The organism is Aeromonas sp. MR16, from assembly GCF_022549315.1.
GTDB lineage: Bacteria > Pseudomonadota > Gammaproteobacteria > Enterobacterales > Aeromonadaceae > Aeromonas > Aeromonas aquatica.
Genome location: NZ_JAKZFK010000042.1, coordinates 16,760 through 29,203 on the forward strand (window position 1 = coordinate 16,760; position 12,444 = coordinate 29,203).

Sequence of the window (12,444 nt, forward strand, 5' to 3'; positions counted from 1 at the left end):
AGGGCGGCCTGTGCTTAGACCAGGGCGATCGGGAAGAAGGTCCCGAGCAGCATGGCACCCAGGATGGCGCCGCCGGTGATGGGCTTGCCCCACACGTAGAACAGCAGCGCACCCAGCAGAGAGCCCAGCCCTATGGGGATGGAGGCGCCCATGGCGGAGAGGATGATCAGGGGGCCGAGGAAGCGCCCCGAGCTGTTGCCCGCACCCATCATCACATCCGCCCCGTAGGTGGAGTTGCTCTGGTTGATGGTGAACTTGCGCGCCAGGATGATGATGCCGCCGATGGCGACCCCGATGGCCATGCCGGTCACCAGGGAGGCACCGAAGTTCTCTATCGGGTAGACGATGCCGGCCCCCAGCAACAGGGCGGGGACGCCCAGTCCGACCCCGGTCTGAATGGCGCCGCCGATATCCAGGATCCCCACCAGGGAGCCCTCGATGATGCGGGCGAACAGGAAGCTGGCCCCGAAGGCCGCGACCGCACCATAGGCGCCGGTGTCCATCCCGGCTTTCAGCATGGAGACGAAGGCCACCTCGTTGAAGGCCCCGACTCCATACAGGTAGAACATGTGGGTCCCTGCGAAGACGCCGGCTGAGAGCAGGCCGACGAAGATGGGGAAGGACCAGTCGGCATACCAGAAGTTGTTTCTCAGTTTCTCATCCATGTGGTGGCCCCTTATTTGCCGCTAAGCAGGTTATGGACGTTCTCCAGCCACAGGGGGATGCCCATGTGGAAGGATTCAATCAGTTTCATATCGAAGCCGCGGAAGAATCCGCTCAGCACGAACAGCAGCACGATGGCGCCCATCATCACGCGAGTGACATGGTTCCAGCCGCTCTCTTCCACCCCTTTGCCGATCAGGATGCCGAGCACCAGACCCGGCACGGCGTTGCCCATGATGAGCTGCGCCAGACCGCCGAAGATGGTGGCCCAGAAGCCGGATTTCTTGCCCGCCTCGATGGCGGCCAGCCAGAAGATCACCGGCATGACGGTGTTGACCAGCAGGTTGGCGGCCGGCACCAGTACCTTGACGGCGGTGACCTGCAGGGCCTCGGGAACCGCGGCGGCGGTGCTGTTGAGGAAGGCGACGACGATGGCACCAATGATGCCGCCGGCGATGGCCATCTTCTTGGGATCGTGCAAGGTGGTGGCGAGATCCCGGTTCTTGACCAGCAGCGCGGCCGTGGCCCAGTGTGGGATGATGCGGTGATCCACATCCTGGGTGAAGGCGCCGGCCGCCACTGTGGAGGCCCAGGCGTTGAAAAAGAAGCCGAGACCGAAGGAGAAGTGGGAGGCGGGATCCCCTTCGCAGGAGTTGAGCTCACCCAGGGTGCGGAAGGCGCCCATGCCCTGTACGGTCGGGGCGTGGAACATCCGCGCCGCACCGGCTCCCACGCCGACGCCCACCAGGCCGCCGATGATCAATGATTTGAAAAGAATGATTAGAAACATCCAACATGTCCTTTTTGTGGGGTTGTGCCCGTCGAGGCATCACACCAGGGTGAACGTCACCTTGTCGGCGTCCAGGCTGCTGACCTTGACCGTGATCTCCAGCTGGACGCGGAACTCGCGGCGCTGGCGTGGCAGGAAGAAGAACAGGAACTTCTCCACCCGGACCGACTCCTCGGCCTTGAGCACCCGTACCTCGACCGGCTCGATCCGCAGCATCACCCGCGGGTTGTCCTTGAGCAGGCTGTGCTGCACCTGGCTGAGGGCGGAAGCGAACGCCTGCTGGCGGGTCGTCCCCTTGCCGTTGACGATGACCTGGGTGGTGAAGTCCTCTTTCATCAGGCGCGACCGTGTTTCTTGGCGAAGGCTTCGATCAGCTTCTGGCCCAGCTCTTCCTTGTCCATGAAGCCGAAGCCGAGCACCACGCAGCCGTCATTGATGGCGGTGACACCCTCCTCGACGGAGCGCATGCCGTAGCGGCATTTGTAGCCGTACTTGGTCTGGGCGGTAATGGCGCCGGCGCCGCCGCTGCCGCAGAAGGAGATGCCGAGATCCGCCTGCTCCTTGTTCATCACATCACCGAGCTTCATGTCCGCGGCCATGCCGGGGATGACGGTCACGCTGGCACCGGCGGCTTCCGCCCCTGCGCCCACTTTCTGACCCTTGCCGAGACGATCTCCAATCACGAGTTTGATGGCTGACATTTAGTTATCTCCTGTGGTTACTGGTCGAGCAGCTGAGCTGAGTTCATTTTCTTTGGCAACTTCGAAATGGACGGACAAGAGGTGCGCCTCTTCATGGGCCAGCCTGTCCAGCCAGGCGACGACCTGTTCGGCCAGTCGCAGGGAAAGGGGGGAGATCTCCTCGAACAGGCTGAGGTCGACCTCGGGCAGGGATTCACCGCTGTGGGAGCGCCACACCATGGCTTTGACGTGGGAGGCGAGCATCTGCTTCTGCACCTCGTTGGGGATGATGCCTTGCTCGCCGAGCAGGCTGTGGATGCGGGCCAGGACCAGCTCGGTCTTGCGCAGCAACTGCGGACTGTCCGGGGTCAGGGCGGTGTCATGGGTGTCGGTAGTCAATGTCTGCTCTCCAAGGCTGGCAGAAGGAATAGCCTTACCCTAAGCCTGGGGGGAAACGCAGAGGAGGCAGCGTTTTTCCGATTCGAAATGGAAATCCCAGGCCGGGACTCCTCGAAAGGGGCCCTTTCTGTGTGCCAGGGGAGCAAAGGGGGGCTATCGGAGCCGACTCTATGTGATCGGGCCCGCACTTTCGCGGCGGTGACCTGGGTGGAGTCGTTGGTGGAAACTGTGAGTCATCTCACGGAGTACGGGAGAACTCATGGGGGGAACGGGGAGGGAGGAGTGACAAGGGGCGCCAATGCGCCCCTTGTGGTGGTCGAGTCTAGCCTAGCCTCAGCTGGCGGAGGCGGCGCTGGTGCTCGGCAGGTTCTGGTAGCGCACGTCTTCCTCGATGACGACCTCTACCTCCAGTGGCTTGCCGTTGCGGATCACCGAGATGGTCAGCTTGGTGCCGGGACGGCTCTCGACGATCTTGTCCATGACGGAGCGCACGCCGCTGATGGCCTCACCGTTGACCTTGAGCAGCACATCCCCGCGCTTGAGGCCTGCCTTGCTGGCTGGCCCGTCGGGATCCAGGCTCTCCACTACCAGGCCCTGCAGATCGCCCAGATTCATCATGCGCGCGACTATGGGGTTGATCTCGACGCTGGAGATGCCGAGGTAGCCGCGAATGACCCGGCCATTGGCGATCAGCTCGTCCATGATGCGTTTGGCCAGCTTGTAGGGGATGGCGAAGCTGATGCCGTAGCTCTCCTGATTGCCGTTGAGGTGATAGGCGGCGGTGTTGATGCCCACCAGATCGCCGCGGCCGTTGACCAGGGCGCCGCCCGAGTTGCCCTCGTTGATGGCGGCATCGGTCTGCAGCAGATCCTGCCGGCCGTTGCTGTCCGGCCCCATGCTGGAGAGGCCGATGCGACCGGTGGCGCTGATGATGCCCTGGGTGATGGTCTGGCCGACGTTGTAGGGGTTGCCGATGGCGAGCACCACGTCCCCCACGTCCGGCAGCCGCTCAGGATCTTGCGGGATCACCGGCAGGTTATCGGATTCGATGTAGAGCACTGCCAGATCGGTCAGCTTGTCGGTGCCGACCAGCTCGGCGCTGAAGACCCGGCCATCTTGCAGTGCGACTATGATCTGGTCCGCGTCGGCGATGACGTGGTAGTTGGTCAGCACGTGGCCGCGTTGGTTCATGATGACCCCTGAGCCCAGCCCTTGCGGCCTGAGTTCGGCCTTTTCGCCGCGATTGCCGGCGAAACTGCGGGTGTAGATGTTGACGACGGCCGGGCCGGCGCGATGGGCGGCGTAGGAAAAACTCAGCTCACGGGCATTGGTGATGAGACCCGGCAGGGGCGCGCCACCCCTGAAATTGGGGAACAGCAGCAACAGGAGCGCGGCGACGGTGAGGCCGAAGCCGACAGACTTGCCCAAGTAACTGATCAAAGGTGGGATTTTCATGTCATTCTCATCCGTACATGCTGCGCGCAGAGAATAACATTATCGGTGGATAAAAATCACCCGCGGCGGTTGCCGCGGGTGTGAGGGACTTAACGTATCACCAAATAGAGCGAGGAGTCGCCACGTTGGATGTTCAGCGCCAGGACTTCCGGCTTGTCTTTCAATGCCTTGGTCAGCTCTCCCAGGGAGTTGATGCGCAGGCGGTTGACCCCGATGATGATGTCGCCCTTCTGCAGACCGGAGGCGGCAGCAGGGGAGCGCGGATCGATATCGGAGACGCCCACGCCGGTCACCGGCTCTGTGGTGGTGCTGAGCTTGGCCCCTTCCAGTGCCGGATGCAGGGCGCTGGCGAGGATCTCGCTGTCATCGGCCTTCTTCAGGGTGACCTTGACGGTTTGCTCCTTGCCATCGCGGATCAGGCCGAGCGCAACTTGCTTGTCGGCACCCATGGTCGCAATCTTGGCGCGCAGCTCACCGAACGAGCGGATGGGCTTGCCATCGATGCTGATGATGATGTCGCCCGCCTTGATGCCGGCCTTGTCGGCGGCGGAATCAGGCATGACCTGGTTGACGAAGGCGCCGTCCTTCTTGTTGTAGCCGAAGGACTTGGCGATGTCGGTGGTCAGCTCGGTACCGGTGATCCCCAACTGGCCACGGCGAACTTCGCCGTACTTGACGATCTGGTCGGACAGATCCCGCACCATATTGGACGGAATGGCGAAGCCGATGCCGATGTTGCCACCGTTCGGGCCCAGGATGGCGGTGTTGATGCCGATCAGCTCGCCGCGCAGGTTGAGCAGGGCGCCGCCGGAGTTGCCGGAGTTGATGGCCGCATCGGTCTGGATGAAGTTCTCCAGGTTCTCGATGTTGAGGCCGCTGCGGCCCAGGGCACTGACGATACCCGAGGTCACGGTTTGACCCAGACCGAAGGGGTTGCCGATGGCCAGGGCGTAGTCACCGACTCTCAGATCGTCGGAGTCGGCGAACTTGATTTGCACCAGGTCCTCGGCCTTGATCTGCAGCAGGGCGATATCGGACTGCTTGTCTTCGCCGATCTTCTTGGCGGCGTATTCACGACCGTCCTTCAGATTGACCTTGATCTCGTCCGCCTCGTGGACCACGTGGGCGTTGGTGATCACATAGCCCTTCTTGGCATCTATGATGACGCCGGAGCCCAGCGCCTGGAAGGGCTGCTCGCTCACCTGCTCGTCAGGCATGTTGGGGCCGAAGAAGAAGCGGAATTGTTCCGGCAGACGCTGGCGAGTGATCTTCTTGCCAGAGACTGAGATGTTGACCACGGCAGGGGTGACCTGCTCGAGGACAGGGGCCAGGCTCGGCATCTCCTGGGTGTTCCCCAGCAGGGGCAGGGCAGCTTGCGCTGGCGCCGCAGACAGGGCGATACCGACACTGAGGGCTAAGACACTGAATACAGAAAGAGATTTACGCATATGAGAAACAGCTCCCAGAAAAAGTTGCATTGCAATCGTCAAGGTCTGACCACGATAAGGCGTAATTAGTTCCACTAGGGACTAGCTGGGTTGCTTGAGAAGCCCGGAAGCACCCGCGTAGTCGCGCGGCGGCAGGCCCGGTTCCTCGCTGGCGGAGGCGTCATTGACCTCGTCAGGCTGAGGTTCGCGGAACAGCGGCTCCTGTACCTTGGCCAGGAACTTGCTCTGCTCGGCCATGTGGCGATACAGGGTCTGATATTGATCGGCCAGCTGCTCCATCAGGGCGGCGCTGTCGGCAAAGTGAGTGGTGATCTGGCCCTGATAGCTTTCCAGTTCCTTGTGGGCCTTCTTCAGCTCCTGTTCCAGGCGCCCGGCATCCCGGCTGCGGACCGTGAAACGACCGACCAGAACGCCGATGATCAGGGCGGCTACCGCCAGCAGGATCCCGTTTAACAGAGTCATAGATGCTCCTTGTTACAGCTAATTCGATGAGTGTTGAGACGGCCCTGTTGGCCGCAATGCCTCGTGGGCACTATACCGTGCACCCCGAGAGCGTGATACCATTTTGTCCTTCATTCAGGGACTTGGAGGCGGTTTACAGGATGACCCCGCAGCAAAAATATCAGCAAGATTTGCAGCGTCCCGGCTTTTTGGCCGATCCGGCTCAGGCGATGGCAGTGGCCCGCCTGGAGAGACTCTATCAGGATTTGTGCGCCAGCCCGACTCCGACCAGATCCCGCGGCTTGCGCGGCTGGTTGCAAAAGCCCAAGCCTGCCGATCCCGTCCTCGGGCTTTATATGTGGGGCGGAGTGGGCAGAGGCAAGACCTGGCTGATGGATACTTTTTTCGAGAGTCTGCCGGGTGAGCGGAAATTGCGCATTCATTTCCACCGCTTCATGCACCGGATCCACGCAGAGCTTCAGGCGCTGACCGGTCAGGCCGACCCGCTCAAGCTCATCGCCAGCAAGCTGGCCGGCGAGACCGATGTCATCTGTTTCGACGAATTTTTCGTCTCCGATATCACCGACGCCATGTTGCTGGGCACCCTGTTCCAGGAACTGTTCGGCCACGGCGTGGTGCTGGTGGCGACCTCCAACATTCCGCCCAAGGATCTCTATCGCAACGGCCTGCAACGGGCTCGCTTCCTGCCCGCCATCGCATTGATCGAGCGTCATTGCGAGGTGCTCAATGTCGATGGGGGCGTTGACTACCGGCTGCGCACCCTGGAGCAGGCGGAGATCTACCACTTCCCGCTGGACGAGCAGGCCAGGTGCAATCTCGATCGCTATTTCGGGCAACTGAGCGGATCGGCGCGGCTCGATGCCGCCATGCTGGAGGTCAATCATCGCCAGCTCAGTGTGCTGGGGATGGGAGAGGGGGTGCTTTATATGGAGTTCGAGCAACTCTGTTGTACCCCGCGATCGCAAAGCGACTATATCGAGCTGGCCCGGGAGTTTCACACCGTTCTGCTGGCCAATGTGCAGCCGATGGGGAGGGGGACGGACGACGCCGCTCGCCGCTTCATCGCCATGGTGGACGAGTTCTACGAGCGACACGTCAAACTCATCCTTTCGGCGGCCGTGCCCATGAATGAGCTCTATGGGGAGGGTCTGCTGAATTTCGAATTCAAGCGCTGTCTTTCGCGGCTTCAGGAGATGCAATCGCACGAATACCTTGCCAGAGTGCACCTTCCTTAGTCACAATACCCGAGCCTGCCAGTCGGATGGGCATCTGCGGCAGGTAGGGCCGGGCGACATTTGCTAGCTTCATGGCAGTGAAATTAGCAGGTGATATTTAAGGCAACTTCACTTATAATCGCCCGGCCCACGTTACAGCTGTCGATAAGGCAGCAACACTTTAAGCTTTACTTGTATTCGAAGGGGTACAGGTAGGCCATCGTTTGTTGTTTGTGGGAGAGCCCCCATAAGCAATTGGGTCTGTAACAGGTAATTGGGTTTAACTTAATGAAAACTTTCGTTGCCAAGCCAGAAACCGTAAAACGTGACTGGTACATTGTGGACGCAGAAGGTAAAACTCTGGGTCGTATCGCAACCGAGATCGCTGCTCGTCTGCGTGGTAAGCACAAAGCTGAATACACTCCGCACGTTGACACCGGTGATTACATCATCGTTGTAAACGCTGAGAAGGTACACGTAACCGGTAAGAAATTTACCGACAAAATGTACCATTCTCACTCCGGTTTCCCGGGTGGTATCAAGTCCATCAGCTTTGACAAGCTGATTCAGCGTAAGCCGGAAATGGTAATCGAAGCTGCCGTCAAGGGCATGCTGCCGAAGGGTCCGCTGGGCCGTGCCATGTTCCGTAAGCTGAAAGTTTACGCAGGCGCAGAGCACGCTCATGCTGCTCAGCAACCTCAAGTACTGGATATCTAACGGGAACTGGCAACATGGCAGAAAATCAATACTACGGTACCGGCCGTCGCAAAAGCTCCACTGCTCGCGTCTTTATCAAAGCGGGTAGCGGTAAAATCGTAATCAACCAGCGCTCCCTGGAGCAATACTTCGGCCGTCCGACTGCCCGCATGGTAGTTCGTCAGCCGCTGGAACTGGTTGAGATGACCGAGAAACTGGATCTGTACATCACCGTTAACGGTGGCGGCATCTCCGGTCAAGCTGGTGCGATCCGTCACGGTATCACTCGTGCTCTGATGCAGTACGACGAGACCCTGCGTGGCGAGCTGCGTAAAGCTGGCTTTGTTACTCGCGATGCCCGTAAGGTTGAGCGTAAGAAAGTCGGTCTGCACAAAGCACGTAAGCGTCCGCAGTACTCCAAGCGTTAATTCGCTTTTGGTACGCACTCTCACGAGTGTCAAAAAAGCCTGGCAACTGCCAGGCTTTTTTTATTGGTAACATTACATACTCCAATGCTAACCATGCGTCACAAAAGACAAAAATTTGTGTATTTATTGTTTTTGCCCATCGCTTCTCTTTCTTGTCAAATTGTTATCTTTTCTTTAAAATTTCCATGGTCTTTCTGTGTCAATTGCCACTCCGCTTCCGCTGCAGTTGTCATGGGGAGAGGAGATAGGAAACGGGGACACTATAAGAATGAGCGGAGTCCACATGGGAGAGTTTTTGGATGAGCAATGCGCCAGTTGATACCGGTCGCCGCAGATTTCTTACCTGGTCAACGGTTGCCGTTGGCGGAGTAGGAGCTGCTTTTACCGCAGTGCCGTTTATAAAGTCATGGAACCCGAGTGCCAAAGCCAAAGCGGCGGGGGCTCCGGTCGAAGTGGACATCAGCAAGTTGGAGCCGGGTCAGCTCATTCGCGTCGAGTGGCGCGGCAAGCCGGTCTGGGTGGTGAAACGAACCAAGCAGACACTGGATGCCCTGGCAACGCACGATGACAAGCTGCGCGATCCTGCCTCCGATGAGCCACAGCAGCCGGATTATGCCCATAACGGTTACAGATCCATCAAGCCGGAGATCTTTGTCGCCGTCGGTATCTGTACACATCTGGGGTGTTCCCCTTCTTATCTGCCGGACAGCTTCGGTGAGCAGGTACAGGGAGTGGCCTCCGGCTTCTTCTGCCCGTGCCATGGCTCCAAGTTCGACATGGCTGGCCGAGTGTTCCAGGGCGTACCTGCGCCGCTGAACCTGGTCATTCCGCCATATCAATTTCTTAGCGACACCACCATCCTGGTGGGTGCCGATGGCAAGGAGGCCTGACCATGTTTGTCAAACTCATGGGCTGGATTGACGATCGTTTCCCGCTCACTGCCATGTATAACGACCACATGGCCAAGTACCCAGCCCCCAAGAACCTGAACTTCTGGTACTTTTTCGGCTCCCTTGCCATGTTGGTGCTGGTCAACCAGATCATCACCGGCATCTGGTTGACCATGAACTACAACCCGTCGGCGGAAGGTGCCTTTGCCTCCGTGGAATACATCATGCGGGATGTGGATTACGGCTGGCTGCTGCGCTACATGCACTCTACCGGTGCCTCCGCCTTCTTCGTCGTGGTCTATCTGCACATGTTCCGCGGCATGATCTACGGCTCCTACCAGAAGCCGCGCGAGTTGCTGTGGATCTTCGGCATGCTGATCTTCCTGGTGCTGATGGCGGAAGCCTTCATGGGCTACCTGCTGCCCTGGGGACAGATGTCGTTCTGGGGTGCTCAGGTCATCATCTCGCTGTTTGGCGCCATCCCGGTCATCGGTGACGATCTGACCCTGTGGATCCGGGGGGACTACGTCATCTCGGGCGCTACCCTGAACCGCTTCTTCGCGTTGCATGTCATCGCCTTGCCGCTGGTGCTGGTGATGCTGGTGGCCATGCACATCCTGGCGCTGCACGAGGTGGGCTCCAACAACCCGGACGGCATCGACATCAAGAAGCACAAGGACGAGAAGGGCTGGCCGCTGGATGCGGTGGCGTTCCACCCTTACTTCACGGTCAAGGACATGATCGGGGTGGCGGGCTTCCTGTTCCTGTTCTGCGCCATCATCTTCTTCAAGCCGGACATGTGGGGCTACTTCCTCGAGAAGCCGAACTTTGAAGTGGCCAATGGCCTGAAGACGCCGGCGCACATTGCCCCCGTGTGGTACTTCACGCCCTTCTACGCCATCTTGCGGGCGGTGCCGGACAAGTTGCTGGGGGTCATCATGATGGGTCTCTCCATCGTCGTGCTGTTCCTGCTGCCCTGGCTGGATCGCTGCAAGGTGCGCTCCGTGCGCTACCGCAGCACCCTGCACAAGCTGAACATCGCCCAGTTTGTGGTCTGCTTCGTCATTCTGGGTGTGCTTGGCGTGTTGCCATCGACCCCGACCCTTACCCTGATCGCGCAGATCTGTTCACTGGGGTATTTCGGGTTCTTCGTCCTGCTGTTCTTCTACAGCAAGAATGAAAACACCAAGCCGCTGCCGGAGAGGGTGACATTCAAATGAAAAGAATCATTTTTGCAGTACTGACCCTGCTGCCGGCGCTGGTATTCGCCAATACCGGAGCCGTGCATCTGGACAAGGCCAGTTATGACCTGAACGACAAGGCGTCACTGCAGCGTGGTGCCACCACCTTCATGAACTACTGCTTTGGCTGCCATAGCACCCAGTACCAGCGTTACAGCCGGGTGGCGGCAGACATAGGCATTCCGGAAGACCTGATGGCCGCCAATCTGATCGTCAACGGTGCCAAGATCGGTGATCTGATGGAGAACTCGGTCTCAGAGAAGGATGCGGCCAAGTGGTTTGGTGCGCCGCCCCCCGACCTGACTCTGGTGGCGCGGGTGCGTGGTGCAGACTGGATTTATACCTATCTGCGCTCGTTTTACGTGGATGAAACCCGTCCGTTTGGCGTGAACAACGTGGTGTTCCCGTCCGTGGGCATGCCCCACGTACTGGAGCCGTTGCAAGGCACCCCCCGTGCCGAGTTTGCCACTCATACGGTCGACGGGGTGGAAACCCGGCAGGTTGTCAGTGTCAAATCTGACGGTAACGGTGAAATGAATAACGAAGAGTATGATCAGACGGTACTGGATCTGGTAAACTTCTTGGTCTACTCAGCTGAGCCGGTACAGCAGGAGCGCGAACGCATGGGCTTCTGGGTACTCGGATTCATCGTTATCTTCTTCATCTTCACTGTGCTGTTGAAGAAGGAATTCTGGCGCGACGTTCACTAAGCGACCGGATCAGGGTAATATGACGCACGGCAATGAGGTTCGAAATGCTTCATTGCCGTTTCTGCTTTTTAATGACGGGAGGGTTCAATGGCTGTAGCTGCCAATAAGCGTTCGGTAATGACGCTGTTTTCCGGTGCCAACGATATGTTCAGCCATCAGGTGCGTATTGTCCTGGCGGAGAAGGGTGTTAGCGTAGATATCTGCCAGGTTGATCCGAGCAACCTGCCGGACGAGCTGGCCGAGCTGAACCCGTACAACACTGTGCCGACCTTGGTGGATCGTGAGCTGGCGTTGTACACCTCGCGCATCATCATGGAGTATCTGGACGAGCGCTTCCCGCACCCGCCCCTGATGCCGGTCTATCCGGTGGCGCGCGGCAACAGCCGTCTGATGATGCATCGCATCGAGCTGGACTGGTACTCCCTGGCCGACAAGATCATGGCAGGCACCGACGTCGAGGCCGCTCGTGCCGAGCTGCGTGACAACCTGCTGGCCATTGCGCCGATCTTCGGCGAAATGCCCTACTTCATGAGCGAAGAGTTCGGTCTGGTCGACTGCTACATGGCTCCGCTGCTGTGGCGTCTGCCGAGCCTCGGCATCGACTTCACCGGTCGTGGTGCCAAGGAGCTGAAGGCCTACATGGTACGTCTGTTCGAGCGCGAATCCTTCCAGGCTTCCCTGACCGAAGCCGAGCGCGAGATCCGTGCCAGCGTATGAGCACTGAACCGACCATGACACCCAGTCGCCCGTATCTGTTGCGGGCGTTCTTCGACTGGCTGCTGGATAACGAGCTGACCCCCCATCTGGTGGTCAACGCCAATATCCCCCATGTGATGGTGCCGATGCAGTTTGTACAGGATGGTCAGATCGTCCTGAACATAGCGCCGCGGGCCGTAGGCCAGTTCCACATGGACAATGAAGCCGTCAGTTTCAGCGCCCGTTTCGGCGGTGTGTCGCAGCAGGTCTATATCCCCATGGCGGCCATCCTGGCCATCCATGCCCGGGAGAATGGCGTGGGCACTCTGTTCCCGCCCGAGCCGGGTTACGATCTCTGGCTGGAGCAGGCCGAGGCGCCCGCCGAGCCGGAGCCTGAGCCGCCGCGTCCGAGCGGTCGCCCGACCCTGAAAGTCATCAAATAAAAAAACGCAGCCAATTGGCTGCGTTTTTTCATCTCACCCTTGCCCCTTTAGTTTTGGCTATGTCCCAATTACGTGTTGCATGGGGCGCCCCAGCGCCTCATACAAGCAACGCGGGATATCCACTGCCTGCCCATAACGCTCCAACATCCTTCGCCAGCCCAGATAATTCCTCAAATAGCTCGTCGCCACCCCATGGAACCGCGCCATCCACTCCTTCAACCGCCTGTGA

The 12,444-nt window shown here is 59.3% G+C and carries 16 protein-coding genes and 1 pseudogene; 8 read left to right on the plus strand and 9 right to left on the minus strand.

The features are described 5' to 3' along the window. Positions 1-14: 14 nt before the first annotated feature. The 8 genes from MM194_RS20200 to MM194_RS20235 all read right to left on the minus strand — a co-directional run bounded on the left by MM194_RS20200 (position 15) and on the right by MM194_RS20235 (position 5,897). Positions 15-665, minus strand: coding sequence for a DUF4310 family protein (locus tag MM194_RS20200; protein WP_033132299.1), 651 nt, complete (start codon positions 663-665; stop codon positions 15-17). 11 nt (positions 666-676) lie between these two features. Continuing rightward, on the minus strand, positions 677-1,453 hold the full coding sequence (locus MM194_RS20205) for a DUF4311 domain-containing protein (protein WP_033132300.1): 777 nt from the start codon (positions 1,451-1,453) through the stop codon (positions 677-679). Between the two features lie 39 nt (positions 1,454-1,492). Further along, entirely contained in the window at positions 1,493-1,789 is a 297-nt protein-coding gene (locus tag MM194_RS20210) for a DUF4312 family protein (RefSeq protein ID WP_033132301.1), read from the minus strand. Next, complete coding sequence (locus MM194_RS20215; RefSeq protein WP_033132302.1) at positions 1,789-2,154, minus strand: SFCGS family glycine-rich protein; 366 nt, start codon at positions 2,152-2,154, stop codon at positions 1,789-1,791. The genes MM194_RS20210 and MM194_RS20215 overlap by 1 nt, the downstream gene beginning before the upstream one ends. After that, a complete protein-coding gene (locus MM194_RS20220) occupies positions 2,155-2,532 on the minus strand; it encodes a PRD domain-containing protein (protein ID WP_033132303.1) in 378 nt (125 codons plus the stop codon). Positions 2,533-2,865: 333 nt separating this feature from the next. Continuing rightward, entirely contained in the window at positions 2,866-3,987 is a 1,122-nt protein-coding gene (gene degS, locus MM194_RS20225; protein ID WP_033132304.1) for an outer membrane-stress sensor serine endopeptidase DegS, read from the minus strand. 89 nt (positions 3,988-4,076) lie between these two features. Further along, the gene (locus tag MM194_RS20230; protein ID WP_241344725.1) at positions 4,077-5,435 is read right to left on the minus strand and encodes a Do family serine endopeptidase; all 1,359 of its coding nucleotides are present in this window, start codon (positions 5,433-5,435) and stop codon (positions 4,077-4,079) included. Between the two features lie 81 nt (positions 5,436-5,516). Further along, positions 5,517-5,897, minus strand: a complete 381-nt coding sequence (locus tag MM194_RS20235; RefSeq protein ID WP_033132306.1) for a YhcB family protein — start codon at positions 5,895-5,897, stop codon at positions 5,517-5,519. Between the two features lie 140 nt (positions 5,898-6,037). Here MM194_RS20235 and zapE point away from each other — a divergent pair, with 140 nt between their 5' ends. From zapE to MM194_RS20275, 8 genes are all read left to right on the plus strand, one after another. Next, a complete protein-coding gene (zapE, locus tag MM194_RS20240) occupies positions 6,038-7,132 on the plus strand; it encodes a cell division protein ZapE (RefSeq protein WP_241344727.1) in 1,095 nt (364 codons plus the stop codon). Positions 7,133-7,399: 267 nt separating this feature from the next. Continuing rightward, positions 7,400-7,828 carry a 50S ribosomal protein L13 gene (rplM, locus tag MM194_RS20245; RefSeq protein WP_033132308.1) on the plus strand — a complete coding sequence of 143 codons (429 nt, stop codon included), beginning with the start codon at positions 7,400-7,402 and terminating at the stop codon, positions 7,826-7,828. 14 nt (positions 7,829-7,842) lie between these two features. Next, entirely contained in the window at positions 7,843-8,235 is a 393-nt protein-coding gene (rpsI, locus tag MM194_RS20250; RefSeq protein ID WP_005891084.1) for a 30S ribosomal protein S9, read from the plus strand. Between the two features lie 299 nt (positions 8,236-8,534). After that, positions 8,535-9,125: a ubiquinol-cytochrome c reductase iron-sulfur subunit gene (gene petA / locus MM194_RS20255; RefSeq protein WP_033132309.1), complete on the plus strand. Its 591-nt coding sequence runs from the start codon at positions 8,535-8,537 to the stop codon at positions 9,123-9,125. Between the two features lie 2 nt (positions 9,126-9,127). Then, the gene (locus MM194_RS20260) at positions 9,128-10,345 is read left to right on the plus strand and encodes a cytochrome bc complex cytochrome b subunit (RefSeq protein WP_241344729.1); all 1,218 of its coding nucleotides are present in this window, start codon (positions 9,128-9,130) and stop codon (positions 10,343-10,345) included. Beyond that, positions 10,342-11,076 (plus strand): cytochrome c1, encoded by a 735-nt coding sequence (locus MM194_RS20265; protein WP_241344730.1) that lies wholly within the window; start codon positions 10,342-10,344, stop codon positions 11,074-11,076. Before MM194_RS20260 ends, MM194_RS20265 begins: the two co-directional genes overlap by 4 nt. Positions 11,077-11,163: 87 nt before the next feature. Continuing rightward, entirely contained in the window at positions 11,164-11,793 is a 630-nt protein-coding gene (gene sspA, locus MM194_RS20270; RefSeq protein WP_033132312.1) for a stringent starvation protein SspA, read from the plus strand. Continuing rightward, a complete protein-coding gene (locus MM194_RS20275; protein WP_033132313.1) occupies positions 11,790-12,215 on the plus strand; it encodes a ClpXP protease specificity-enhancing factor in 426 nt (141 codons plus the stop codon). Before sspA ends, MM194_RS20275 begins: the two co-directional genes overlap by 4 nt. A 57-nt stretch (positions 12,216-12,272) precedes the next feature. Here the strand turns inward: MM194_RS20275 and MM194_RS20280 are convergent. Next, positions 12,273-12,444 (minus strand): annotated as a pseudogene (locus MM194_RS20280) (IS1595 family transposase); the annotation flags it as partial.

Coding starts and splice junctions, on each gene's coding strand:
- MM194_RS20215 (WP_033132302.1), bottom strand. CDS start 2,154: ATGTCAGCCATCAAACTCGTGATTGGAGATCGTCTCGGCAAGGGTCAG.
- degS (WP_033132304.1), bottom strand. CDS start 3,987: ATGAAAATCCCACCTTTGATCAGTTACTTGGGCAAGTCTGTCGGCTTC.
- MM194_RS20275 (WP_033132313.1), top strand. CDS start 11,790: ATGAGCACTGAACCGACCATGACACCCAGTCGCCCGTATCTGTTGCGG.
- rplM (WP_033132308.1), top strand. CDS start 7,400: ATGAAAACTTTCGTTGCCAAGCCAGAAACCGTAAAACGTGACTGGTAC.
- MM194_RS20210 (WP_033132301.1), bottom strand. CDS start 1,789: ATGAAAGAGGACTTCACCACCCAGGTCATCGTCAACGGCAAGGGGACG.
- MM194_RS20230 (WP_241344725.1), bottom strand. CDS start 5,435: ATGCGTAAATCTCTTTCTGTATTCAGTGTCTTAGCCCTCAGTGTCGGT.
- MM194_RS20205 (WP_033132300.1), bottom strand. CDS start 1,453: ATGTTTCTAATCATTCTTTTCAAATCATTGATCATCGGCGGCCTGGTG.
- petA (WP_033132309.1), top strand. CDS start 8,535: ATGAGCAATGCGCCAGTTGATACCGGTCGCCGCAGATTTCTTACCTGG.
- zapE (WP_241344727.1), top strand. CDS start 6,038: ATGACCCCGCAGCAAAAATATCAGCAAGATTTGCAGCGTCCCGGCTTT.
- MM194_RS20235 (WP_033132306.1), bottom strand. CDS start 5,897: ATGACTCTGTTAAACGGGATCCTGCTGGCGGTAGCCGCCCTGATCATC.
- MM194_RS20260 (WP_241344729.1), top strand. CDS start 9,128: ATGTTTGTCAAACTCATGGGCTGGATTGACGATCGTTTCCCGCTCACT.
- sspA (WP_033132312.1), top strand. CDS start 11,164: ATGGCTGTAGCTGCCAATAAGCGTTCGGTAATGACGCTGTTTTCCGGT.
- MM194_RS20200 (WP_033132299.1), bottom strand. CDS start 665: ATGGATGAGAAACTGAGAAACAACTTCTGGTATGCCGACTGGTCCTTC.
- MM194_RS20265 (WP_241344730.1), top strand. CDS start 10,342: ATGAAAAGAATCATTTTTGCAGTACTGACCCTGCTGCCGGCGCTGGTA.
- rpsI (WP_005891084.1), top strand. CDS start 7,843: ATGGCAGAAAATCAATACTACGGTACCGGCCGTCGCAAAAGCTCCACT.